Source organism: Klebsiella sp. (assembly GCF_027492335.1).
In the GTDB taxonomy this organism is placed as follows: Bacteria; Pseudomonadota; Gammaproteobacteria; order Enterobacterales; family Enterobacteriaceae; genus Klebsiella; species Klebsiella huaxiensis.
Genome location: NZ_JAPUEW010000060.1, coordinates 21314 through 43993 on the forward strand (window position 1 = coordinate 21314; position 22680 = coordinate 43993).

Annotated in this window: 22 protein-coding genes and 1 pseudogene; 15 read left to right on the plus strand and 8 right to left on the minus strand. The window is 54.8% G+C overall.

The window, feature by feature from the left end; genetic code table 11:
• The first annotated feature begins 48 nt into the window (after positions 1-48).
• From QVF11_RS18185 to QVF11_RS18200, 4 genes and pseudogenes are all read left to right on the plus strand, one after another.
• On the plus strand, positions 49-1473 hold the full coding sequence (locus QVF11_RS18185; protein WP_167492770.1) for a GGDEF domain-containing protein: 1425 nt from the start codon (positions 49-51) through the stop codon (positions 1471-1473).
• Positions 1474-1551: 78 nt separating this feature from the next.
• A complete protein-coding gene (locus tag QVF11_RS18190) occupies positions 1552-2079 on the plus strand; it encodes a GNAT family N-acetyltransferase (protein WP_112216837.1) in 528 nt (175 codons plus the stop codon).
• A 114-nt stretch (positions 2080-2193) separates the two neighbouring features.
• Positions 2194-3645, plus strand: coding sequence for a tagaturonate reductase (locus QVF11_RS18195; RefSeq protein WP_287858563.1), 1452 nt, complete (start codon positions 2194-2196; stop codon positions 3643-3645).
• Between the two features lie 237 nt (positions 3646-3882).
• Positions 3883-4313, plus strand: a pseudogene (locus QVF11_RS18200) (GNAT family N-acetyltransferase).
• Positions 4314-4531: 218 nt separating this feature from the next.
• On the opposite strand, the gene tam reads toward QVF11_RS18200, so the two are convergent.
• Positions 4532-5290, minus strand: a complete 759-nt coding sequence (gene tam / locus QVF11_RS18205) for a trans-aconitate 2-methyltransferase (RefSeq protein WP_287858565.1) — start codon at positions 5288-5290, stop codon at positions 4532-4534.
• Positions 5291-5511: 221 nt separating this feature from the next.
• Here tam and QVF11_RS18210 point away from each other — a divergent pair, with 221 nt between their 5' ends.
• The 6 genes from QVF11_RS18210 to QVF11_RS18235 all read left to right on the plus strand — a co-directional run bounded on the left by QVF11_RS18210 (position 5512) and on the right by QVF11_RS18235 (position 13247).
• Positions 5512-6306, plus strand: a complete 795-nt coding sequence (locus tag QVF11_RS18210; protein WP_112216833.1) for an MBL fold metallo-hydrolase — start codon at positions 5512-5514, stop codon at positions 6304-6306.
• 238 nt (positions 6307-6544) lie between these two features.
• Complete coding sequence (locus QVF11_RS18215; RefSeq protein ID WP_287858567.1) at positions 6545-6964, plus strand: hypothetical protein; 420 nt, start codon at positions 6545-6547, stop codon at positions 6962-6964.
• Positions 6965-7032: 68 nt separating this feature from the next.
• Positions 7033-7404 carry a copper-binding protein gene (locus tag QVF11_RS18220; protein ID WP_260611243.1) on the plus strand — a complete coding sequence of 124 codons (372 nt, stop codon included), beginning with the start codon at positions 7033-7035 and terminating at the stop codon, positions 7402-7404.
• Between the two features lie 13 nt (positions 7405-7417).
• Positions 7418-8665, plus strand: coding sequence for a TolC family protein (locus tag QVF11_RS18225; protein ID WP_112215017.1), 1248 nt, complete (start codon positions 7418-7420; stop codon positions 8663-8665).
• Complete coding sequence (locus tag QVF11_RS18230) at positions 8665-10137, plus strand: efflux RND transporter periplasmic adaptor subunit (RefSeq protein ID WP_287858569.1); 1473 nt, start codon at positions 8665-8667, stop codon at positions 10135-10137. The genes QVF11_RS18225 and QVF11_RS18230 overlap by 1 nt, the downstream gene beginning before the upstream one ends.
• Positions 10134-13247, plus strand: a complete 3114-nt coding sequence (locus QVF11_RS18235; protein WP_287858570.1) for an efflux RND transporter permease subunit — start codon at positions 10134-10136, stop codon at positions 13245-13247. Before QVF11_RS18230 ends, QVF11_RS18235 begins: the two co-directional genes overlap by 4 nt.
• A 36-nt stretch (positions 13248-13283) precedes the next feature.
• Here QVF11_RS18235 and QVF11_RS18240 read toward each other — a convergent pair whose 3' ends face one another.
• Positions 13284-13574, minus strand: a complete 291-nt coding sequence (locus QVF11_RS18240) for a hypothetical protein (protein WP_110274731.1) — start codon at positions 13572-13574, stop codon at positions 13284-13286.
• A 194-nt stretch (positions 13575-13768) separates the two neighbouring features.
• A complete protein-coding gene (locus QVF11_RS18245; protein WP_110274730.1) occupies positions 13769-14959 on the minus strand; it encodes an MFS transporter in 1191 nt (396 codons plus the stop codon).
• Between the two features lie 195 nt (positions 14960-15154).
• Here QVF11_RS18245 and QVF11_RS18250 point away from each other — a divergent pair, with 195 nt between their 5' ends.
• Together QVF11_RS18250 and QVF11_RS18255 are read left to right on the plus strand one after the other, a co-directional pair.
• Positions 15155-15601: a VOC family protein gene (locus QVF11_RS18250; RefSeq protein ID WP_142513689.1), complete on the plus strand. Its 447-nt coding sequence runs from the start codon at positions 15155-15157 to the stop codon at positions 15599-15601.
• A gap of 8 nt (positions 15602-15609) precedes the next feature.
• On the plus strand, positions 15610-15828 hold the full coding sequence (locus QVF11_RS18255) for a DUF7661 family protein (RefSeq protein WP_142513690.1): 219 nt from the start codon (positions 15610-15612) through the stop codon (positions 15826-15828).
• Positions 15829-15843: 15 nt separating this feature from the next.
• On the opposite strand, the gene QVF11_RS18260 is transcribed toward QVF11_RS18255, so the two are convergent.
• Positions 15844-16233 (minus strand): VOC family protein, encoded by a 390-nt coding sequence (locus tag QVF11_RS18260; RefSeq protein WP_142513692.1) that lies wholly within the window; start codon positions 16231-16233, stop codon positions 15844-15846.
• 178 nt (positions 16234-16411) lie between these two features.
• On the opposite strand from QVF11_RS18260, the gene QVF11_RS18265 reads away from it, so the two are divergent.
• Both QVF11_RS18265 and QVF11_RS18270 read left to right on the plus strand, forming a co-directional pair.
• Positions 16412-17032, plus strand: coding sequence for a LysE family translocator (locus QVF11_RS18265; protein WP_142513694.1), 621 nt, complete (start codon positions 16412-16414; stop codon positions 17030-17032).
• A gap of 220 nt (positions 17033-17252) precedes the next feature.
• Positions 17253-18440, plus strand: coding sequence for a YbfB/YjiJ family MFS transporter (locus tag QVF11_RS18270; RefSeq protein ID WP_112215011.1), 1188 nt, complete (start codon positions 17253-17255; stop codon positions 18438-18440).
• Here the strand turns inward: QVF11_RS18270 and QVF11_RS18275 are convergent.
• A complete protein-coding gene (locus QVF11_RS18275; RefSeq protein WP_112215010.1) occupies positions 18423-19259 on the minus strand; it encodes a LysR family transcriptional regulator in 837 nt (278 codons plus the stop codon). The genes QVF11_RS18270 and QVF11_RS18275 overlap by 18 nt on opposite strands.
• 92 nt (positions 19260-19351) lie before the next feature.
• Between QVF11_RS18275 and QVF11_RS18280 the strand changes: the two genes are divergently transcribed.
• Positions 19352-20401, plus strand: coding sequence for an NAD(P)H-dependent flavin oxidoreductase (locus QVF11_RS18280; protein WP_142515367.1), 1050 nt, complete (start codon positions 19352-19354; stop codon positions 20399-20401).
• Positions 20402-20419: 18 nt separating this feature from the next.
• On the opposite strand, the gene QVF11_RS18285 is transcribed toward QVF11_RS18280, so the two are convergent.
• The 3 genes from QVF11_RS18285 to QVF11_RS18295 are packed head-to-tail and all read right to left on the minus strand — an operon-like array spanning position 20420 to position 22670.
• Positions 20420-21079 (minus strand): methionine ABC transporter permease, encoded by a 660-nt coding sequence (locus QVF11_RS18285; RefSeq protein WP_167492769.1) that lies wholly within the window; start codon positions 21077-21079, stop codon positions 20420-20422.
• A complete protein-coding gene (locus QVF11_RS18290) occupies positions 21076-21867 on the minus strand; it encodes a methionine ABC transporter ATP-binding protein (protein WP_287858574.1) in 792 nt (263 codons plus the stop codon). The genes QVF11_RS18285 and QVF11_RS18290 overlap by 4 nt, the downstream gene beginning before the upstream one ends.
• Positions 21864-22670, minus strand: a complete 807-nt coding sequence (locus QVF11_RS18295; RefSeq protein WP_139540107.1) for a MetQ/NlpA family ABC transporter substrate-binding protein — start codon at positions 22668-22670, stop codon at positions 21864-21866. The genes QVF11_RS18290 and QVF11_RS18295 overlap by 4 nt, the downstream gene beginning before the upstream one ends.
• Positions 22671-22680 lie beyond the last annotated feature (10 nt).

The following is a 22680-nucleotide window of genomic DNA, read 5'->3' on the forward strand; positions in this document are numbered from 1 at the left end:
AATTATTAACATAATAATTGCCTGAAACAATTAGACGGATAATCATGAATGTCTCCACTGTCGATTCGGTCATTCACGCTGTTTCGTGAGGAACAACCCGTGCGCGATGCGCTGGTCTTGTTCACGTTAACGCTACTGCTGCATTTCTTTGGCGCGATGCTGCGTCTGGTTCAGGAACTGTCCTTCTTTTGGCCGCTGAACGCGGTAATGGCGGGTATTTTTGCACGTTATATTTGGCTAAATCGCAGTTATTTTTACGCCGTCTGTTTTGCCGCCATGCTGGTTTATGACGGTTTAACTTCGCGCTGGGGAATGGGCTTTGCTTCCTTCCTGATTAATTTCTCCAATATTGTCTTTATTGTCACCCTTGCTCAGTTGATTCTGTGGGATAAACGGCGAACGGATTCAATGCCTGGCCCGATTAACGCGCTGAGTCTGTTTTGCTATTGTCTGCTGGCGGCGTTGTTGTGTGCCGCCGTGGGTGCGCTGGGTTCGGTGGATGTTGAACGCGCCACCTTTATTCCCCAACTGGCGGACTGGTTTAGCGAGCAGTTTTCTACTGCCGTGCTGATTCTACCGTTTGTTTTGACACTGACGCTGCCCTCGGCATTTGGCCGTTTTCGCTTGCGTCAACTGCTGCCGACTATTGCCCTGGTGTTGTCGATTATTCTCGGCGTCGCCGTTGGCGGGGCGGGAAGCATTACTTTTCCGCTACCGGCGCTGATTTGGTGTGCCATTCGGTACCCCTTGCCGCTAACCTGTCTGCTGACCTTTATTACCGGAATTAGCGAAATTTTGCTGGTGGCCAACTCGCTGATCCATCTCTCGCACGATGCCCGGATGCAGCCCTGGCAGCTCTTCTCGACCCGGCTTGGCATAGCGGCAATGCTGATTAGCCCGATTATTGTCGCCTCCAGCGTCGAGGCGATTAATAACTTGATGAAACAGCTGGCGCTGCGTGCTGATTTTGATTTCCAGACGCGCGTTTATTCCCGTTCCGGTTTAAGCGAGGCGCTGAAACGTCAGCCATTATCATCCGAAAATCTATTAACGGTCATGGTGCTGGATATCGACGGCTTTAAACAGGTCAATGATCGCTGGGGGCATGAGTGCGGTGATTGCGTGCTTGCCCAGTTTGCACAACAGGTGCGGCTGCTGGCGGGTGAACAGGGCATGGTGGCGCGTATTGGCGGCGAAGAGTTCGCGGTCGCGGCGATAACGGCCTCAGAGCAGGAAGGTCAAATACTGGCGGAGAAAATTCGCCAGGGCATCGAATCGCAAACCTTTACCTGGGGTCAAAGCCATATCAAGCTGACTATCAGTATGGGAATGGAGAGCCGCCAGCTCGGAACTGCGCGGGTGAACGATCTTTTTAATCAGTTATTAATGAATGCTGATGATTATATGATTCGGGCGAAAAAAGCTGGGCGTAACCGGATCTGTACGGAAAAGCTGGCTGAAAGCACGCTATAAGAAAACGCGATGATAAATATTGTTGTGTTAAATATACGTTAAAAACATAGTGGTGTGGTCGATTTCAAGGAGTTACTTATGACCACATCCTTTTCTCTACGCACGCTGTCGCGTGACGATATTCTCGAACACCTTTCTCAATTAACCGACATCCTCGTCAGTTGCGTCAATGGCGGGGCGTCGGTGAGCTTTATGCAGCCCTTTAATCCGCAAACCGCGACGGCATTCTGGCAGAAAATGGCGCAGAGCGTTGCCGCCGGGGAGCGTACCATCCTCGCGGCGGTAGATGCACAGCAGCGGTTAGTCGGTACAGTACAGCTAATCACCGACCAACCGGAAAACCAACCCCACCGTGCCGACGTCGCCAAACTTCTGGTTCACCAAAATGCACGTCGACAGGGGCTGGCTAACGCACTGATGAACCAGCTGGAAGAGATTGCACGTGAGCAGGGTAAGAGCGTTCTGGTGCTGGATACGGCGACGGGTAGTGGCGCAGAAAACTTTTATCTTCAATGCGGTTGGGAAAAAGCCGGGGAAATTCCGCGCTATGCGCTGATGCCGGACGGAGAGCTGACCGCGACATCTCTGTTCTATAAATTTCTGTAATAAATTTGATATTGCATACAGCTTTGATCAAAACAGGGTTTCACTCGTGTAAAAACCTGATAACTTATTGGACCAATTACTCAGGTTGTATGACTACTCTATGAGGGAACCCTTGTGAAAACATTAAATCGTCGCGATTTCCCGGGCGCGCAGTACCCTGAACGTATCATCCAGTTTGGCGAAGGCAACTTTCTGCGCGCGTTTATCGACTGGCAGATCGATCTGCTGAACGAGCAGACCGACCTGAATTCCGGGGTGGTGATCGTGCGTCCGATTGAGAGTTCATTCCCGCCGTCGCTCAGCACTCAGGATGGTCTCTATACCACGATCATTCGTGGCCTGAATGAGAAGGGCGAAGCGGTCAGCGATGCAAGGCTGATTCGTTCTGTAAACCGGGAAATCAGCGCCTATGCGGATTATGAAGAGTTGCTGCGTCTGGCGCATAACCCTGATATGCGGTTTGTGTTTTCCAATACCACTGAAGCGGGCATCAGCTACCACGCAGGCGATCGTTTCGATGATGCGCCTGCGGTCAGCTATCCGGCGAAGTTGACCCGCCTGCTGTTTGAGCGCTACAGCCATTTCTCCGGTGCGGCGGATAAAGGTTGGGTCATCATCCCTTGTGAACTGATTGATTATAACGGCGAAGCGCTACGTGAACTGGTGCTGCGCTACGCGCAGGAGTGGGCGCTGCCGCAAGCGTTCCTGACCTGGCTGGATGAGGCTAACGCTTTCTGTTCTACCCTGGTGGACCGCATTGTTACCGGCTATCCGCGTGATGAAGCGGCGCAAATTGAAGAGCAACTGAGCTATAAAGATGGTTTCCTTGACACCGCAGAGCACTTCTATCTGTTTGTGATTCAGGGACCAAAATCCCTGGCCGCGGAGCTGCGCCTCGACAAGTTGGCGCTTAACGTACTGATCGTTGACGATATTAAACCGTATAAAGAGCGCAAAGTCGCCATTCTTAACGGTGCGCACACTGCGCTGGTGCCGGTCGCTTTCCAGGCTGGCCTGGATACCGTTGGTGAGGCGATGAATGACACCGAAATCTGTTCTTTCGTCGAGAAGGCGATTTATGAAGAGATTATTCCAGTTCTCGACCTGCCGCGTGATGAGCTGGAATCTTTCGCCAGTGCGGTAACCGGGCGCTTCCGTAACCCGTATATCAAGCACCAGCTTCTGTCTATCGCCCTTAACGGGATGACCAAATACCGCACCCGCATTTTGCCACAGCTGCTGGCGGGGCAGACGAAAGGTGGCAAGCTCCCGGCACGTCTGACTTTTGCACTGGCGGCGCTGATCGCGTTTTACCGCGGTGAGCGTAACGGCGAGAGCTATCCGGTGCAGGATGACGCTGAATGGATGGAAAGCTATCAGGCGCTGTGGGCCCAGCATCGTGATGCGCAAATCAGCACTGGTGAACTGGTGAACGCGGTACTGTCCGTTGAATCCCACTGGGAGCAGGATCTGACTAAAGTTTCTGGCCTGGTAGAGCAGGTTACGCAGGATCTGGATGCTATTCTGCGCGATGGCATGCGTGCGGCGGTTAAACCGCTGTGCTGATGTTCTGAAGCTGACTTGTTATCGATCTCAACCCGGCTACCGCCGGGTTAGTTTTGCGCTTAAATTAGTTACAACATACTTTTATTTTTTTCTTTAAAGCAGGTTTGCAACATCGTGCAATCTTTGCCTGGCAGACAAACTAAAGGCAATTAAGAGAAAAGGATGAATTGTGCCCCAGGCGCTTGAAGAAATTATCTGTCCGGAAAATAATGGCTTATCCGTTTAAGGGGAAATGCGATGGTCATTGAGATTCGCGAAGCAGGTCCGCAGGACAAAGCGCAGTGGTTACAGCTGTGGGAAGGTTACACCAAATTTTACGGCAGCCCGCAGCCGCAGGACGTCACTGAATACACCTGGCAGCGCCTGCTTGATACCGCTTCGTCGCTGTTGGGCTGGTGGACGGGAAAGTGGTTGGGTTTGTGATTTGCGTGCTCCACGAAGGAACATGGGTAAAAACCCCCATTTGTTATCTGGAAGATCTGTATGTTGACCCACAGGTTCGCGGGCGCGGTATCGCCAGGACGCTAATGCAATCGCTGCAAGTGGAAGGCATAGAGAAAGGATGGTCGCGTCTTTACTGGCACACCCGCACTGATAATCCGGCCCGGCGTCTTTATGATGAATTTACGCCAGCTGATGACTATGTTCGCTACCGCATAACGCTCTAAAAGTCTGAGATTAAGAAGTTATTAAGATTTTACCTGTAAAACAGGTGAAAACGGCTCAGGAGAAGCAAAAATGGAAAAACGCATAGAGACAGTCGTCAATTTAATCATGTTTCTTTCGCTGTTGGCCACCGCATGGGACCTCTCCCTGGTGCATCACCTTTCCTGGTAAATCAGATGATACGGCGCTCGTTCCGGCGCCGTAGTCCCATTCTTATCGTTCAAGACGAGCGTCGCGCCACTATAAACAGGCGAGGAAATAACAATAAAACCTTTCCGTTACACTGTAACGGATAATGCTCTCTGAGCCGTTCCAGATAACGCTCAAGAAACGCTTCGCGCTGTTGTTCATCCAGCGGTTGCAGAAACGGTCTAAGCCCTGTGGACTGCAACCAGTCAATAATGGCCTGATGTGAATCCAGAGGGTGGAAATAGGTCGTGCGCCAGATATCCACCTCGCAGCCGCTGGCGGTCAGAATATCGTAATACTCCTGCACGCTCGGCAGCGGATGACGTCCGCTGGCTGGATGCCCCAACTCGTTTGCTACCTGACGCATCAGGGTATGCGACGGTTCCTGCCAGTTATCAGGCATCTGCACCGCCAGCACGCCATTCGCCGCAAGATTACCCACCAGATGAGGAAATAGCCGTTGATGATCGGTTAGCCACTGCAGAGAAGCATTGGCGTAGATCACGTCCGCTAGGCGTTCGGGGCGAAACTCACCGATATCTGCGGCGACAAATCGGCAATTGGGCAGCGTCCGGGCGGCCTCTTCCAGCATCGCTGGTGAATTATCGATGCCAATAATCGTTGCCTCCGGCCAGGCGTCGCGTAACAGGGCGGTACTGTTGCCCGGTCCACAGCCTAAATCGATGGCCAGCGCTGCGCGGTGATGGGCGATACGGGCGAGAAGTTCAGCGGCGGGGCGCGTACGTTCCGCGCCAAATTTCAAATACAGTGAAGGGTTCCAGTCTGCCATAGTGCGCTCCGGTTGTGAGAAACTCGCCATCAGCATACACCCAAAATAATTCGAGTTGCTTAAAGGCGGCAATGACGCTCTGGCAACAAGCTTTTTAAATCGTTGACGTTTTTCAGTGACACTGTCACCTTTTTATGCGCCGTGCTGAGCGATGCATCACGGTACTTTCCGTGGCTGCCAGGTAGACTACGCGCCGTGAAATAGTGGCTATCGGAAGGACAATGGCTCTAATAATTAAGGTGTTGCTTGAAAATCGACTCGGTGAGGGAAAGGACAAAACGCTGCGGGCGAAACCGGGTTTGAGCCTGCTTTTGCAAGATGAAACCAGCCGAGTCCTGTTTGATACCGGGCCTGACGGCAGTTTTTTACACAATGCCCAGCTTATGGGCGTTTCTTTAAAAGATTTAACTGCGACGGTGCTGTCGCATGGGCACTACGATCACTGCGGCGGCGTGCCGTGGCTACCGGATAACAGTCGTATTATCTGCCATCCGCAGATTGCGCAGCGGCGTTATTCTGCGCTATCGCTGGCCGGGCACCGCTGGAAAATTAAGAAACTATCGCGGGAAATCGACTATTCCCGCCACCGGATGGAGTATAACCGCGAGCCGTTGCGGATTAGTGAGCGGTTAACGTGGTCCGGTGAAATTGCCGTCGCCAGGCCAAAAGCTTACGGCGTACTTGATGGTCAGACACAGGATTATATTGCCGATGAAGGCGTGCTGATCTACCGCTCGACCCGAGGGCTGGTCATTATCTGCGGCTGCGGACATCGCGGATTGATCGATACCATCAGGCACTGCCAGAAGATAATGGGTGAACAGAAAATACACGCTGTAATCGGCGGTCTTCATCTGCGCAGCGCTTCCCCCTGGCTCATACGCCAGTTGAAACTGTTTTTGCAGGAGCAAAAGGTAGAAAAAATTATGGCGTGCCACTGCACCGGCTCATGGGGGCGATGGTGGCTTTCAGCGGACGCGGCCCCAGCAACTGGCGATACGTTAGTGCTGGAATAGGGCTTAATTTATTACTGAATCACATACAAATAACATTTTTGTCATTTATTAAGTACATTATTTTCATCCCTATACACCTTCCCCCAGGGGGAAGGTCAAATCGCTATTTCACTATTTTGTGTAAATATATATAGAGAAACTTCATTCTGTTTAATGCCTGTTTTTCCTTCTGAAATATTATTTAATTCTGTCGGTGAGTATGATTTAATTCGTCAGTCGTCTTATTGTGAATATAACTATGATCCAGTCACTACAGGTATTATTTAAACAAGCAACCCGGCGCAGGCTACGTATCCGCGCTGGGCTTGTTATTGCCTGTTGGTTACTGCTCAATCTTCAGCTCGCGGTCGCGGCGCATCATGGCGGCGGCCAACCATCGGTCGCGCCGGAAGTGCAGGTTCACCATATTGTTGATGGCATGATGAGTATGCCCGGTATGGAAAGCGCTGGTCAGAAAGTTATTTGCGAGAAACACTGTGACCCGGACACGGCTCAGCCTAATTCTTCAACTGCGCTACAGCTGAATGCTTTTCCCTCGGAGACCGCGCTGTTAGTGGTTTCCCCGCAACAGGAAAGTTGCGCTGAACGTATGGACTGGCATACGCCGCCGGTCACTGGCCCTCCGGCTGAAATACGCTTCTGCCGCTTCAGAGAATAAATCTCCGTTAAAAACATCCATCAGATCTGCCCGGTCTGCGGGCGACTTTATGTTTTTTCGGAGATATTATGATGCGTTCTACTTCTATTTTTCTGCTTATTACCAGCGTTCTGACCTTTACCGCCGTCTCATTTCCCGCCAGCGCCGAAGACAGCGCCATGCATCACCACAATATGTCCACGATGACGGACATGTCGGATATGAATAAGCAGGATGATTCCGTTACGACTTATTCAGCAAATGGGCTGATTAAAGCCTGGCGCGATAATTCGGTATCCATTGCCCATTCGCCTGTTGCGCAACTGAACTGGCCCGCGATGACCATGAGCTTTGCGCTTGGCGAGTATCAGGGTGGAAAGTTAGCAGTGGGGCAGCGGGTTAATTTTACCTTCCGTCAGACTGACTCCGGCTACGCGCTCGTTTCCATTACCGCGCAATAACTCCGGAGTCACTATGCACATCGTAAATAAGGCGGCCTTTGGGCTGCCGCTTCTGCTGTCGCTGATTTCAACTAACGGCTGGGCGACGACGCTGGCGGAGGCCCTGTCGGCTGCGCAGAGCTACTCCGCCGAGCTTTCCGCTAACGATCATCAGGTTAACGCATTAGAAAACATGGCGGACTCCGCCATGCAGCTCCCCGACCCAAAGCTGAAATTTGGCATTGAGAACGTCCCGTTGGGGGGTAACAACACCAGCCGCCTAACCCGTGAAGGTATGACCATGCAGCGGGTCGGTGTGATGCAGGACTACGTCAGCAGCACTAAGCGCGAGCGCAAAGCCGGCTCGATAACCGCCGAAGCGCGGCGAACCGCCGCCAACGCGGATGTGATTCGCGCGCGACTCCAACGGGAAACAGCTCAGGCATGGCTGGCGCTGGCGGTGGCGCAGAAATCGCTACGCTCAGTTCAGACATTGATCAGCGAAACTTCCCGGCAAATTGGCGTCCAGAAAGCGGGCGTCAGTAGCGATAGCGCCAGTCCCAGCAGTGTGCTGGACGTTCAACTGGCATTGAATGCGATGAAAAATGAGCAGGATAACGCGCGTCGCGATGTGCAGGTTGCTCAGGCGCGCTTGATGCAGCTCACCGGCAAGGATGTGCGCGATATCTCCGGCCCCCTGCCGCGCATCGAACGACTTCCGGCGGATGAAACCACCTTAATCGAGGGGGTTAAACTCCATCCGGAGCTGATCCAGGCCGCGCGAGAAGCCGATCTGGCAAAAGCTAAATCAGGGCAATCGGAGGTGGCGGCGATCCCCGACGTCGGCGTTGAAGTCTATTACGCCAGACGCGGGGATGATTACGACGACATGGTCGGAGTGATGTTCACCGTCGATATGCCTATTTTTCAGGGCAAACGTCAGGACAAAGACCACGCCGCCGATGTTTCGCGCGCCTTTGAGGCCAACGACCAGCTAACGCTATTGCTGCGAGAACACCAGGCGCAGCAGTATCAGCTGATCTCGCAATATAACGCGGCGAAAGCAATATACGACCGCCAGCAAAGCGAGGTGCTACCGCTGCTGCGCAAAAAAGTCAGCCTCGTGAATGCCCAGTATCGGGCTGGCAGCTCTGCGCTAAGCGAGCTGTTATCCGTGCGTCGCGATCTGCTGAGCGGCGAAATCGCCAGCAACAATGCCGAGAAAGCGCTCGCTGATGCGTGGGCTGCCATTCGCTACCTGATTCCGCAGGATGTTAAATAATGAAGCTTAAATCTGTTATTACCCTGGTGGCGCTGGCCGTCGCCCTTGCCGCTGCGGGCGGATACTGGCTGGGCGCACGAAAAGCTCCGACAATGGCCAACGGTGGAGAGGACGCGGCAGCGGGCCGCACAGTGCTGTACTGGTACGATCCGATGACCCCCGGCACGCGTTTTGATAAGCCGGGCAAATCGCCATTTATGGATATGGACCTGGTTCCGCGCTATGCCGATGAAGGTGAGGGCGATAATGCGGGCGGCGTGCAGATTAGCGCGCGCCAGCAGCAAAATCTCGGCGTGCGTACGGCAAAGGTTTCCCGTCAGGCGCTGGCGCTCAAACTCAACGCGTTTGGTACCGTTGCTATTGACGAACGCAGCGTTGAAACGGTCCCGGCGCTGGCTAATGGCCTGATTGAAAAGCTCTATGTCAACGCCGCGCAGCAGTTTGTGAAGAAGAACGAGGCGTTGGCCGAGCTGTGGATCCCGCAGTGGGCGGCAGCGCAGCAGGAGTATCTGGCGGTGAGGCAGCTTGGTGATAGCGGTCTCACCGCCGCCGCGCGCGGGCGCTTGCAGTTGCAGTTTATGCCGGAAGCGATTATTCGTAGCGTCGAGCGCAGCGGCAAACCGCAAACCCGCATGACCGTTCGCGCGCCAAACGCGGGTTACGTCAATAAACTTGATGTGCGAACCGGCGCGCAGGTGACGGCCACTCAGGCGCTATTCGAACTGGCGAGCCTCGACCCGGTATGGATAGTGATTGATTACCCGGAAAACCAGGCCAGCCTGCTGCGTCTCGGTAGCCAGGTGACGGCGACCACCAGCAGCTGGCCCGGGCTGACCTTCCAGGGGAAAGTCAGCGAATTGCTGCCCGACCTCGAAGCCACCACCCGCACCCTGAAAGCGCGCGTGGTGCTGGAGAATCCGCAGCATCAACTGAAGCCGGGAATGTACTTAAACGTCCAGTTGGCTGAGGCGAATCAGAGTCGCGCCGTTCTGACCATCCCGGAAGAGGCGCTGATCGCCACCGGCACCAGCAACCGCGTGCTGATCGCTGATGGCGAAGGGCATTTCCGTCCGGTTGAGGTCACCGCCGGACGCGCGCAGAACGGGCTGGTCGAGATCAAATCCGGCCTCGAAGAGGGCCAGCAAGTGGTCACCTCCGGCCAGTTCCTGATTGACTCCGAAGCTAGCTTGCGCAGCGTGCTGCCGCAAATCGCCGGGCAGGAGAGCACGGAAGTTAAAACGTACTCGACGCACGGCGTTATCAAAGTGCTAAACGATGAATCGGTCACGATTGAGCATCAGCCAGTCCCGGAACTGAAGTGGCCAGCGATGACCATGGATTTTGCCATTACGCCGCAGCAGCGTCAGCAAATCCGCCCCGGCGAGTCGGTGATGTTCAGCTTTTCCCTGACCGACGACGGGGCGCAACTCACCTCAATCATGCCGATGACCGGCGCTAAGGAGCAGCCATGATTGCCGCCGTTATCCGCTGGTCATTGCGCAACCGTCTGCTGGTACTGCTGGCGACGCTTATTATGGCTGCCTGGGGCGTCTGGTCGGTGCAGCAGGCACCGCTGGATGCGTTACCGGATCTCTCCGATACTCAGGTGATCATCCGCGTGAGCTATCCCGGCAAAGCGCCGCAAATTGTTGAAGACCAGGTCACTTATCCGCTGACCACCACCATGCTATCGGTACCAGGTGCAAAAACCGTACGCGGCTTTTCGATGTTCGGCGATTCCTACGTTTACGTGCTGTTTGATGACGGCACCGACCCGTACTGGGCTCGCTCCCGCGTGCTGGAGTATCTGAGCCAAATCCAGAGCAGCCTGCCGCCGGAAGCGAAAGCCTCGTTAGGGCCGGACGCCACCGGCGTCGGCTGGGTGTTTGAATACGTGCTCACCGATAAAAGCGGTAAGCACAGCCTCGGCGATCTGCGGGCGATTCAGGACTGGATCCTCAAATATGAGCTGAAAACCGTGCCGGATGTCTCAGAGATCGCCAGCGTCGGCGGGATGGTGAAAGAGTACCAGGTGATCCTCAACCCTGACCGGCTGCGGGCGCTGAACGTGACACACGAGCAGGTGATTAGCGCCATTCAGAGCGCCAACCAGGAGGGAGGCGGCTCGGTGCTGGAGCTGGGCGAAGCTGAATATATGGTGCGCACTACCGGCTACCTGAAATCTATCGACGACTTTAATCAGGTGGTGATTGCCTCGCGCAACGGCGTGCCGGTGCTGCTTTCCGACGTTGCCAGCGTGCGCCGCGGCCCGGCGATTCGTCGCGGTGTCGCCGAACTCAACGGTGAAGGGGAAGTGGCGGGCGGGATTATCATTATGCGTTCGGGCAAAAATGCGCTGACCACCATTAACGCGGTGAAGGCTAAACTGGCGGAAGTCAAAAAAAGCCTGCCCGCTGGCGTGGAGATTGTCCCGGTGTATGACCGTTCGCAGTTGATTAAAAACTCGGTTGAGACTCTGACCCATAAGCTTATCGAAGAGTTTATCGTCGTGGCGGTGGTCTGCTCGCTGTTCCTGTTCCACTTTCGCAGCGCCCTGGTGGCGATGATTACGCTGCCGCTAGGGATCCTCGGCGCGTTTATCGTCATGCACTATCAGGGCGTCAGCGCCAATATGATGTCGCTCGGCGGGATTGCGATTGCCATCGGGGCGATGGTGGATGCGGCAATCGTGATGATTGAAAATATGCATAAGGTGCTGGAGCAATGGCGGCACGATCATCCTGAGCGCCAACCATCTTCTGATGATTACTGGAAAATTGCCCAGCAGGCGGCGTCAGAAGTGGGGCCAGCGCTGTTTTGCAGCCTACTGATCATCACCCTGTCCTTTATTCCGGTATTCACCCTTGAGGCGCAGGAAGGCAAGATGTTCTCGCCGCTGGCCTTCACTAAAACGTACTCGATGGCAGTGGCCGCCGGGCTGGGGATCACCCTGGTGCCGGTGCTGATGGGCTATTTTATTCGCGGCAAAATCCCCGATGAGACCGCTAATCCGCTCAACCGCTGGCTGATTCGCGCCTATGAACCGCTGCTGGATAAAGTGTTGCAGTGGCCAAAAGCGACGCTGGGCGCCGCCGGTCTGCTGCTGGTTGCCACGCTGTGGCCGCTGGCGCAGCTTGGCAGCGAATTCCTGCCGCAGATTGACGAGGGCGATCTGCTGTATATGCCGTCCACGCTGCCGGGGATTTCCAGCCGCGAAGCCGGACGCCTGCTACAACAAACCGATCGCCTGATTAAAACCATTCCTGAAGTGCAAAGCGTGTTTGGCAAAGCTGGTCGTGCCGATAGCGCCACCGACCCGGCGCCGCTGACGATGCTGGAAACCACCATTCAGTTCAAGCCAAAAAGCGAATGGCGGCCAGGTATGACCATGGATAAGCTCATCAGTGAACTCGACAATACGGTGAAAGTGCCGGGGATTGCCAACGTCTGGGTACCGCCGATCCGTAACCGCCTGGATATGCTGGCAACCGGCATTAAAAGCCCGGTTGGTATTAAAGTGAACGGCAACAACCTGGCGGAAATTGAAAAAACCGCTGAGGAGATCGAGCGCATCGTGCGCGACGTGCCGGGGGTGACGTCGGCGCTGGCTGAGCGTCTTGACGGTGGACGCTATATTGACATCAAGATCGACCGGGTAAAAGTGGCCCGCTATGGCGTGTCGGTGAAGGAGCTGCAATCGGTGGTCGCCAGCGTAGTGGGCGGCGATAACATTGGCGAGACCATCGAAGGGCGCGAACGTTATCCGATAAGCGTGCGCTATCCGCGTGAAATGCGCGACTCGCTGCAAAAGCTGCGCGATCTGCCGATAGTGACCAGCAGCGGGGCGCAGGTGACGCTGTCCGAGCTGGCGGATATCGCCATCACCGACGGCCCGCCGATGCTAAAAAGCGAAAACGCCCGCCTGTCGGACTGGATCTACGTCGATATTCGCGACCGCGATCTGAAATCCGCCGTTGACGAAATGCAGAGTGAAGTCAGCAAGCAGGTTAAATTGCCGGAAGGGATCTCGCTGACCTGGTCCGGGCAGTATGAATACCTGGAGCGGGCCACTGAAAAGCTGAAAATCGTGCTGCCGTTTACCCTGATGATCATCTTCGTGCTGCTTTACGTTACCTTCAGCAAGGTTAAAGACGCGCTGTTGATAATGGGTACCTTGCCGTTTTCGCTGATTGGCGGCGTCTGGTTGCTGTGGCTGCTGGGCTATAACCTGTCGGTGGCGGCCGCCGTTGGCTTTATTGCGCTAGCGGGCGTCGCGGCGGAGTTTGGGGTGATTATGGTGCTCTATTTAAATCAGGCGATCGCCAAACGGCGTGAGCAACTGGATGATCGGACCCTCAACGAAGCGATTCATGAAGGGGCGGTGCTGCGCGTGCGCCCGAAAGTGATGACCGTAGCGACGATTATGGCCGGGTTGCTGCCGATTATGTGGGGGGGAGGGACCGGCTCAGAGGTGATGCAGCGTATTGCCGCACCGATGATCGGTGGGATGATCACCGCGCCGCTGCTGTCGATGCTGGTGATCCCGGCAGTCTACCTGCTGACACACCGTAAAAAGCGCTAATCGTTAAACACCCGGGCCAAACGGCCCGGGTGGGAATCAGTCAGCGTTTTTAAGGTCTTCCGCACGTTTGGCGGTGGCGTAGACAAAATCCAGCATCGGTTCGAGGTCGGTGTCATAGCCAGCCTGAATGATTTTGCCGCGAAGCCATTCGATCTCGCTGGCAATATCCGAGTGGAATATATTGTTGTCCTGGGCTTTGCGTAGCCATTTCAGCAGGAAGTTATTCTTCCCGCGAACGCCGCCCGATTTCTTTGAATTTGCGTGTATTTTCAGCGCAACCAGAATGCAGTAATAGAAATGAACGCGCTGATTAAAACTTTGGTGCATGTCTTTTATTTCCCGCCAGAATCAGGTTGAGGACGGGCATGGACCTTAATCATGCGGTCTCTGATATCCACCCGTGCCACCATTGCGCCGCCAGCCGGACGCTGAGGCGATGGTGGCACGGAAGCCGAATAGCAGTCAAATATTGATTAGTTTTTTACCAGGCAACGCGAGAATCGCCGTCCGTAGAGTATTCCTCAAGTCCGCTGCAAATCAGCGCGTTGTCGTAGGTAAATTCGCAAAATCAATATAAACGCCAGCGCGACCACCACCGCAGCGAGCAAATAAATAGTGTCCAGATCGTAATAACCCGCCACCCATCCGGCAACCGGGCCGGTTAACCCCAGCGCCAGATCGAGAAATGCTGAATAGGTACCCAGGGCAGTTCCCTGGTTTTGCTCTTCGACCTGCTTCACCGCCTCAACCCCAAGCGCCGGGAAGACCAGAGAAAAACCTGAACCAGTGAGGAATGCGCCGATTCCGGCAATCCACGCAGAAGGGGCATACCAGATGATCAGCAGGCCCAGACACTCCACCACAAAACAGGCTAACGATACCGGCACGCCGCCATAGCGGGTAATCATGTTGCCCAACACCAGGCGGATGCAGATAAAGCCGACGCTGAACAGGGAAAGGGTAAACGCCGCGCCTTGCCAGCTATGGGCGGAAAAGTAGAGCGTAATAAAGGTCGCAATAACTCCGAAACCCACGGTGCTCAGCGCCAACCCCATCCCGTAGGGCCAGATTTTGCGCACCACCACATGAAACGGAGCCCGGATACCCGCCGTCACGCTGACGTCCTGCCGCGTGCGGGCGTAGAGCAGGCCAACCACTGCCACAAGAATCACCACGGCGGCAAATCCGCTGATGCCAAAATAGCCGTTAAGCATTACGCCCAGTGGGGCACCTACCGCCATCGCCACATAGGTCGCCACGCCGTTCCATGAAATAACTCGCGAAGTGTGGATCGCGCCAACGGTTTTAATCCCCCACAAGGTTGCGCCGGTGGCGGTGAAGCTCTCCCCGACGCCGAGGAAAATTCGGCCAATTAACAGCGCGGCAACGGCCAGCAGCGGAACGGATTGCAGGAGCACCGCGAGCAGCGTGAATAATCCGCTGAGCATGCAGCAAACAATCCCCAGGCTGACGACTTTTTTCGCTCCCCAGATATCGGTATAGCGACCAGCATGTGGGCGACTGACCAGAGTTGAAATGTACTGGAGGCTGATAACAACCCCGGCGATAAAGGTGCTATATCCCAACTGATAATGGATATAGCCGGGCAGCACGGCGAGCGGAAGGCCGATGGAGAGATAGCAGATACAGGTAAAGACAACGATTGAAATAATACGCAGATTAAGCTGAGTGGTGCTGACGGAAGTGGCCATAACGCTAAGTATTTAAAACCAAAGGGACGCTAAGCATAGCGCAGCGACGTCGGGAGTGACGGGCAGACTATGCGCTTTCTCAATGATTCAGGCAAACACACTAAAAATAGTAATGAGAGAAGAGGAATCTGGGAAAGCGGTGCGCAACAGAGTATAAAATTTGTTATTACATCACGGACAATGACAGGAGAGGGTATGGAATACGATTTAGTCGGTATGGATGTTCTGTTTGTCGCGGGCTTTGGGCCGATAACGCAACCAGCCGCCGCCAGCCACGAATTTTACCTCGGTGCGTTGGGGTTACCGTTAAAACCGATGCCCGGTAACGAAGAGTATCTGCTGACTGAGCATAACGCCCTCGGCGGAGTAAAGCATTTTGCCCTGTGGCCGCTGGCGCAGGCGGCGCGCTCCTGTTTTGACGCTGATGTCTGGCCAGACTACCTGCCGGTGCCGCAGGCCTGGATCGAGTTTGAAGTACGCGATATCGACTCCGCGACCGACGTGTTGAAAGCCAGAGGCTACCGTCTGCTGGTCGATAACCGCATGGAACCCTGGGGCCAGACCGTGACGCGACTGCTTAGCCCGGAAGGACTGCTGGCCGGGATTACCGTCACCCCGTGGCTGCGTGAGGAGAAAGAGTAGGGCCAATCATGCTGATTTATAACGTATTTGGTCGCCACATTGGCGTAAAACGCGAGGGTGAGCGCTGGTTAGTCTTTCGCGTCGATCTCAGCGAAGGCAAATATTCGCCGCTGCACGGGGTCATCATCCCGGATGACCTCACGGAAGCGGAAATTCCCGGCTGGCTAAGCGATATATTTCATGAGGCGGCGAGCCCGCGCTATCCTGACGTCCGTCTCGTGAAGTAGCGCCGTGTGGATTTGCTACCGCCAGCTTCTGTTATGCAGCACCACCCGATAGCCGTCGTGGTCGACAAAGGTTTTACCGTTCACATTCCAGTACGGATTAAACGCGCTGGCCTGCACAAAACCGGCAGCCAGCATGTTCTCACACTGCGCTTGCCATTCTGCAATTTGCGGGTAATAGAGCACCAGCAAATCTTCCTCGTTGGGCGTAGGCGTCACTGGATGGTGATGACAGAGGGTGAACTCAAGATGCCAGCCGAGACCATGGCGTCCGACCATCATCCCGCTAAAGCCATCATGATCGGAAAACTGGGCGATTTGCTTCAGTCCCAGTCCTTCGCAGTACATTTTGCTACTGGCGGCAAGATTGGTGACCGGTCTGGCAATACGCATTTGAACAAATGTCATGAGTACCTGTCTTGAAGATCGTTTGGTCGAATGACTCTATCTGCTTTTGCGTCCGGCATTTGTCGCGAAGAGCTTTTGTTCCATGTAATTTGTCAGTACTCAGTTTCGAGAATATGAAATTTATTTGATTGCTTCAGTAGGGGCGTTTGCCTAAAATTCTCGCTTTCGGAGAGACAAAATGTCCGTCGAAGATTCCCTTCTTGCTTACTCTTTCGCAGCACTCCTGCTAACTCTTACTCCTGGCCTTGATACGGCTCTGATCTTACGAACGTCCACCGTTGAAGGCGGTAAAAAAGCCTTTCAGGCGGCATTGGGTATTGATATGGGGTGCTTTATCTGGGGCGCGGTGGTTGCTTTTGGTCTCGGGGCGTTGCTGGCAGCATCGGCGCTGGCGTATGACCTGCTAAAGTGGTGTGGTGCCATTTATTTATGCTGGTTAGGTATTCAATTAATTCTCAGGCCACGCCGTCATTTTAATTGCCAGGAAATAGCGAGGACACCCGCCAGTAACTGGTTTTTAAAGGGAATGCTGGGCAATGTTCTTAACCCGAAGATGGGCATATTTTATGTATCTTTCCTGCCGCAATTTATTCCCGCAGGCCACTCTCCGGTGGGTTGGACATTTCTGCTGGTCGCCATTCATGTCCTGATCGGCACACTGTGGTCGTTAACCCTCATAATAGCCAGCCGTTATGCCGCTACTCTGTTGAAAACGCCACTGTTCGTTCAGTGGATGGATCGTGTTACCGGCGGCATTTTTATGTTGTTTGCCGCCAAACTGGCGCTAAGCCATCGCTAAATGATCCCGGACATGGATGTTCGGGGCTCACATCAGTTTTACGCCATATTTCGTCCCCCGACGAAGCATCTCCATACCTTTTACGTAAAGTCTCTCACCATGCAGGGCAACGAGCCTCTGCATGGAGTCACTTGCGCGTCGGGTTAACCGATATCATAATAAAAAGAGAATAATATTAAATTATAATTCTCTTAATGAGATTTAATTAAAGAGGTAACAGGTGAACGTTGGCGAAATCAGACCTGAGTTAAAGGCTTTTCTACTGGCGCTGGCCGGTTCAGTCGTACTGATCATTGGCATGGGCTACGGGCGTTTTGCCTATACCGGTATCCTGCCTTTGATGTTGAATGAGCAGATACTCTCACTGCGCGAAGGGAATCTTGCCGCTTCGGCAAACTACGCCGGTTATCTGGCGGGCGCGTTGCTGCTGGCGAAAGCCAGGCCTGCGGACGCGAGATGGTTAAGTCTGCTTTCCGCGTTGCTAACGCTGCTGTGCATGGCTTTGCTGGCGTTTTTGGTTTCTCCGCTGGCAATTATCGTGGTACGCGGTATTGCTGGATTGTTAAGCGCGGTCACGTTGATTGCCGCTTCGCTGTGGCTGCTACAGCATATGAAGCATCATAACGGCGCGCCGGTGCTTTTTTCCGGCGTCGGGATGGGGATATTTCTGTCGGCGGAATTTATCTCATTGGGCAAAGCACTTGCGCTTTCCAGCCAGCAAATCTGGTTGATATGTGCAATAAGCGCTGGCGTCCTGTTTGTGTTGGCTCTGCGCTTATTGCTGAGTCCGGCCGATTATCTTATCGCTTATAAACCTGCTGATAGCGCGCAACATGAGCAGGAAGAGGGGGGAGTCAGTGAAGCGTGGAAACTGCTGCTGATTTATGGCCTTGCCGGTTTCGGCTACATTATTACCGCCACCTATCTGCCGCTGTTTCTCAGCGGTTCGCTGAACGCCATCGATCCGGTGCAAATCTGGGCTATCTTCGGACTTGCGGCGGTTCCGTCATGTTTTGTCTGGCATCGGCTGGTGATTAAGTTTGGCTATCGCCGCGCGTTTACTGCAAATCTGCTGATTCAGGCGGTCGGCGTGATCCTTCCGGCGTGGAGTCATTCGTTACCGTTTTGCGTGTTGAGCGCGCTGCTCGTCGGTTTTACGTTTTTGGGGACGGTGACCATCGCGCTATCGCAGGGAAGGCGGCTGAACCATCTGGTGTCATTCAATATGGTTGCCGCGATGACCGCGACTTATGGCGTAGGGCAAATTATCGGCCCGCTGGTCGCCGAGGCGTTGTATAACCGCAGCGGATCGTTTAATCCTTCGCTGAGCGCGGCGGCATTTGCGCTCCTGGTCGCCGCTGCGCTGGTCGCGATGGGAGTCCGGCGGCAGTCAAATATCGGACGCTGATTCAAGGATCTGGCGCATATGTTCAAGGGCCGGTGAGGTATAGCCTTTGCGCCATATTAACTGAGTTAGCGCTTCGCCAACCGGGCGTATAATGCTGCCTTCTGGCAATTTCAGAGTATCAAGAACGCCCTGCGGCAGCAGGCAGGCATAGCCGCCGGAGGCGACGCAGGCAAGCATCGCGTGGTAGGAACCGACATCCTGGATTTCAACCTCTGCTTCCTCTGATTGCTTCAGAAAAGCTTCGCCTGCTGCCCGATAGGTACAGCCATCCGGGAAAGCCGCAAAGCGAAAACGTTGTCGGTCGGCGGGGAGCACCATGACCAGTTGTTCTTTAAAGACCGACTTGTACTCAAGGTCGTCCGGCGGGATAGCGCCTTGCGGCAGGCTCACCAGCGCACAATCGAGAGAAGCGTCAAGTACCTGCAGGATAAGCTGGCGGGTCGGCTGCGTTTTTAGCGTCAGCGTCACCTCCGGGCATTGGGTATGAAAGAGAGGGAGAAGCCGCGGCAGACGGCTGGCGGCGGTGGCATCCATCGCCCCCATGCGAAAATTCCCCCCCGGTGTGGCTGGATGCAGCGCCTGTTTGGCCTCTTCGGCGAGGCTGAGGATCTTCACGGCATAACCCAAAAAATTCTCTCCGGCGGGCGACAGCAGCATCTTCTTATTGCCGCGGGCAAAAAGTTCGACTCCCAGCTCTTCTTCCAGTTGGTGAATGCGGGTAGTGATATTGGACTGTGCCCGCCCCAGCAGCTTTGCTGCACGGGTGACGCTCTGTTCTTCCGCCACCGTTTTGAAAATCTGTAATGTGGTGTGGTTCATATTTTTGTTCTTAATTTGAAAATAATGTTGATCTTATCATCTCTAAAAGAGATTTTGATTGCCTGAACGCACAAATTTTAACAGGGCAGCCTATGAGCAACCGGCTTACGCAGCAGCTTGATATTGATTATCCCATTATTCAGGCCCCGATGGCGGGCGTGTCGACGCCGGAGCTGGCGGCGGCGGTCAGCGATGCCGGAGCACTCGGTTCGCTGGGCCTGGGATCGTCCTCGGTGGCGCAGGCGGAAGCGCTCATAAACCAGACCAGGCGCTTAACCACTCGCCCATTTAACGTCAATCTGTTTTGCCACGCCCCGGCGGTAAGAGACCCTCAGCGTGAAGCGCAGTGGATTGAGCGACTGGGTCCCGAATTTGCGCGCTTCGGCAGCGTTCCGCCGCAAACGCTGGCGGAAATTTATCTCAGTCTTCAACAGAATCCACAGATGACAGAGCTGCTGCTCGATCTTACCCCAGCGGTGGTGAGCTTCCATTTTGGTGTTCCGGATCGAGAAACACTTCGCTGGCTGCGTGAAAAGGGCATTGTTACCCTGGCGAGCGTCACCAGCGTTGAAGAAGCCCAACTGGTCTCAGCGCAGGGGATTGATATGGTTGTGGCTCAGGGCTACGAAGCCGGAGGTCATCGCGGTATTTTTGCCCCACAGGCTGCTGACGGACAGATGAGTACGTTTACCCTGGTTCAGGCGATTAAACAGCGGATTGACATTCCGCTTATCGCCGCAGGCGGCATTATGGACGGCGCTGGAATTAACAGCGTGATGAACCTTGGCGCTGAGGGCGCGCAGCTAGGAACGGCGTTCCTGCTGTGCCCGGAGTCAGCAGCAGATGCCGGTTACCGTGAGGCCATTAAAAGCAGCCCTGACGGGAAAACTGTTTTAACCTCGGCGATTTCCGGGCGTCCGGCGCGATGTGTGGTTAACGGCTGGCGCGAAATGAATGAGCCGCATGCTATCCCTGATTATCCGGTAGCTTATGATCTCGGGAAAGCGCTGGCCACGGCGGCCAAAGCGCATGGCGATCATCAGTACGGCGCACATTGGGCAGGACAGGGCGTAAATCTTATTCGTGAGCTTCCGGCGGCTGAACTGATACGAACCCTGGTTAGGGAATGCGGTTTTCAATAGCGAAAACCGCATGTTCCGCTAACGTCGGTGCGCTAAACCGCGTACCAGACGGTCGCCGGCCATCTGTACGCCCTGCACGAGGGCGACCAGAATCAGTACGGTGCCGACCATCACCTCGTTATTGAAGCGTTGATAACCGTAACGAATCGCCAGGTCCCCCAGCCCGCCGCCGCCAATCACGCCCGCCATTGAGGAAAAACCGATCAGCATCACGATGGTCAGCGTGATGCCCGCCAGCAGCGTCGGCAACGCTTCCGGCAACAGCGATTTAAAGATGACGTGCCAGATATTGCCGCCCATAGACAAAATCGCCTCGATACGCCCGTAATCCACTTCATCCAGTGCATTTTCCGTCAGGCGAGCAAAAAACGGAAAAGCGCCGATAGTGACTGGAACCACCGCAGCGGTACTGCCGAGAGTGGTGCCGATAATCAGCCGGGTAAAAGGGATCAGCGCAATCAGCAGAACGATAAACGGCAGCGAACGCCCAAAGTTGATAATCGCGCCCAATATGGCGTTGACCTTCGGCATGGGCGCAAGGCCGTTGCGGCGTGAAACAAACAGCAGCACGCCGGTAGGTAGTCCGAGCACCACGGTAAACAGCGCCGCCAGACCGACCATATAAACGGTATCTACCGTGCCCTGGAGCAATAGCGGCCAAAGATCATCCCAACTCATGCTACTCCGCATAAAGGCCTCCCGTGAAATCCGTGGCGGGCGAGAAAATCCCGCTCCGCCTGAGGATCGTGAAGAAGTGATTGCCGCAGCCGCGACCAGGGGGCCACCAGTAGATCGGCAATTCTGCCGCTTTCAATAATTTCACCGTGCTCCAGCAGCGCCGCGTGGTCACATAAGGTTTTCACCACCTCCAGCTCATGGGTAATCAGTACGATAGTGAGGTTCAGCTGTTGATTGATGTCCGCCAGCAGGCTAAGCACCGAGGTTGTGGTCTCGGGATCAAGGGCGCTGGTCGCCTCATCGCACAGCAGCACATCCGGCCTTGCCGCCAGCGCGCGGGCAATGCCCACACGCTGTTTTTGCCCGCCGGAAAGCTGAGACGGGAAGGCGGCGGCTTTATCCGCCAGCCCCACCAGCTCCAGCAGCTCGGCAACGCGCGCCTGGCGGGCGGCTTTTGGCACTTTGGCTATCTCCAGCGGTACCGCCACATTGTCGGTCACGCTGCGGGCATGAAGTAAATTAAAGTGCTGGAAGATCATGCCGGTGCGCAGCCGATACTCGCGCAGTGCGCTTTTATCCATCCGGGTAATATCGTTCCCGTTCACAATAATGCGGCCCGCAGTGGGCCGCTCCAGCAAATTCAGGCAGCGTATCAGCGTACTTTTGCCTGCACCGCTGCGTCCGAGGATGCCGTAAACGGCTCCTTTCGGCACCTGCAGAGAGACATCGTTTAACGCCGGTCGGCCTGTTCCGGCATAGGTTTTACTCAGCCCGACAATCTCAATCATGATTGAGGAGCAACCGGGATTACCGAGCCGTTATATTGTTTACGGATAAATTCGGCGACCTGCGGCGAAGTGAGATCTTTGGCCAACGCCTTGATGCGCGGATCGTTCGCCAGCTCAGGCGTGGTTACCAGGATATTGGCATACGGGTTATTGGTGGCGCTTTCCAGACCCAGCGCGTCTTTTGCCGGAACCAGCCCGGCTTCCAGCGCATAGTTACCGTTGATCACCGCCAGGTCGACGTCATCCAACGACCGAGGAATTTGCGGCGATTCAATTTCAAGAATCTTCAGATGCTTCGGGTTTTCGACGATATCTTTCGGCGTCGCCAGCGTGGTCGCCGGGTCGGTGAATTTTGCCGCCAGCTTAATCAGCCCCTGGCTTTGCAGTAGAAACAGCGCGCGGCTCAGGTTGGTGGTGTTATTCGGCACCGCTACGGTGGCATTCTCAGGCAGCGATTTAAAATCTTTATGCTTGCGCGAATAAATGCCCAGCGGCTCAATATGCACGGTCGCCGCAACGGCAAACGTTTTGCCTAGCGCCTTTTCCTGATCTTTTAAATAGGGCACGTGCTGGAAATAGTTGGCATCGACGTCACCGTTAGCCAGCAGTTCGTTGGCGTTCACGCCGCTGGTTAATTCGACAATTTTCAAATCAAGGCTGGGATCGATTTTTTTAATGTAGTTCAGGATTTCAGCGTGCGGTACCGGGTCGGCGGCAACGCGTAGCGCGGCGGCCTGGGCTGAAGTCCACGCCAGAGAGAGAGACAGTGCGACCCCTGCCAGTTTAAATGCGGCATATTTCATCATCTTATTC

Coding starts and splice junctions, on each gene's coding strand:
- QVF11_RS18190 (WP_112216837.1), top strand. CDS start 1,552: ATGACCACATCCTTTTCTCTACGCACGCTGTCGCGTGACGATATTCTC.
- QVF11_RS18275 (WP_112215010.1), bottom strand. CDS start 19,259: ATGAACCACACCACATTACAGATTTTCAAAACGGTGGCGGAAGAACAG.
- QVF11_RS18265 (WP_142513694.1), top strand. CDS start 16,412: ATGTCCGTCGAAGATTCCCTTCTTGCTTACTCTTTCGCAGCACTCCTG.
- QVF11_RS18255 (WP_142513690.1), top strand. CDS start 15,610: ATGCTGATTTATAACGTATTTGGTCGCCACATTGGCGTAAAACGCGAG.
- QVF11_RS18220 (WP_260611243.1), top strand. CDS start 7,033: ATGATGCGTTCTACTTCTATTTTTCTGCTTATTACCAGCGTTCTGACC.
- QVF11_RS18215 (WP_287858567.1), top strand. CDS start 6,545: ATGATCCAGTCACTACAGGTATTATTTAAACAAGCAACCCGGCGCAGG.
- QVF11_RS18235 (WP_287858570.1), top strand. CDS start 10,134: ATGATTGCCGCCGTTATCCGCTGGTCATTGCGCAACCGTCTGCTGGTA.
- QVF11_RS18250 (WP_142513689.1), top strand. CDS start 15,155: ATGGAATACGATTTAGTCGGTATGGATGTTCTGTTTGTCGCGGGCTTT.
- QVF11_RS18210 (WP_112216833.1), top strand. CDS start 5,512: ATGGCTCTAATAATTAAGGTGTTGCTTGAAAATCGACTCGGTGAGGGA.
- QVF11_RS18260 (WP_142513692.1), bottom strand. CDS start 16,233: ATGACATTTGTTCAAATGCGTATTGCCAGACCGGTCACCAATCTTGCC.
- QVF11_RS18240 (WP_110274731.1), bottom strand. CDS start 13,574: ATGCACCAAAGTTTTAATCAGCGCGTTCATTTCTATTACTGCATTCTG.
- QVF11_RS18285 (WP_167492769.1), bottom strand. CDS start 21,079: ATGAGTTGGGATGATCTTTGGCCGCTATTGCTCCAGGGCACGGTAGAT.
- QVF11_RS18280 (WP_142515367.1), top strand. CDS start 19,352: ATGAGCAACCGGCTTACGCAGCAGCTTGATATTGATTATCCCATTATT.
- QVF11_RS18185 (WP_167492770.1), top strand. CDS start 49: ATGTCTCCACTGTCGATTCGGTCATTCACGCTGTTTCGTGAGGAACAA.
- QVF11_RS18295 (WP_139540107.1), bottom strand. CDS start 22,670: ATGAAATATGCCGCATTTAAACTGGCAGGGGTCGCACTGTCTCTCTCT.
- QVF11_RS18230 (WP_287858569.1), top strand. CDS start 8,665: ATGAAGCTTAAATCTGTTATTACCCTGGTGGCGCTGGCCGTCGCCCTT.
- QVF11_RS18225 (WP_112215017.1), top strand. CDS start 7,418: ATGCACATCGTAAATAAGGCGGCCTTTGGGCTGCCGCTTCTGCTGTCG.
- QVF11_RS18290 (WP_287858574.1), bottom strand. CDS start 21,867: ATGATTGAGATTGTCGGGCTGAGTAAAACCTATGCCGGAACAGGCCGA.
- tam (WP_287858565.1), bottom strand. CDS start 5,290: ATGGCAGACTGGAACCCTTCACTGTATTTGAAATTTGGCGCGGAACGT.
- QVF11_RS18245 (WP_110274730.1), bottom strand. CDS start 14,959: ATGGCCACTTCCGTCAGCACCACTCAGCTTAATCTGCGTATTATTTCA.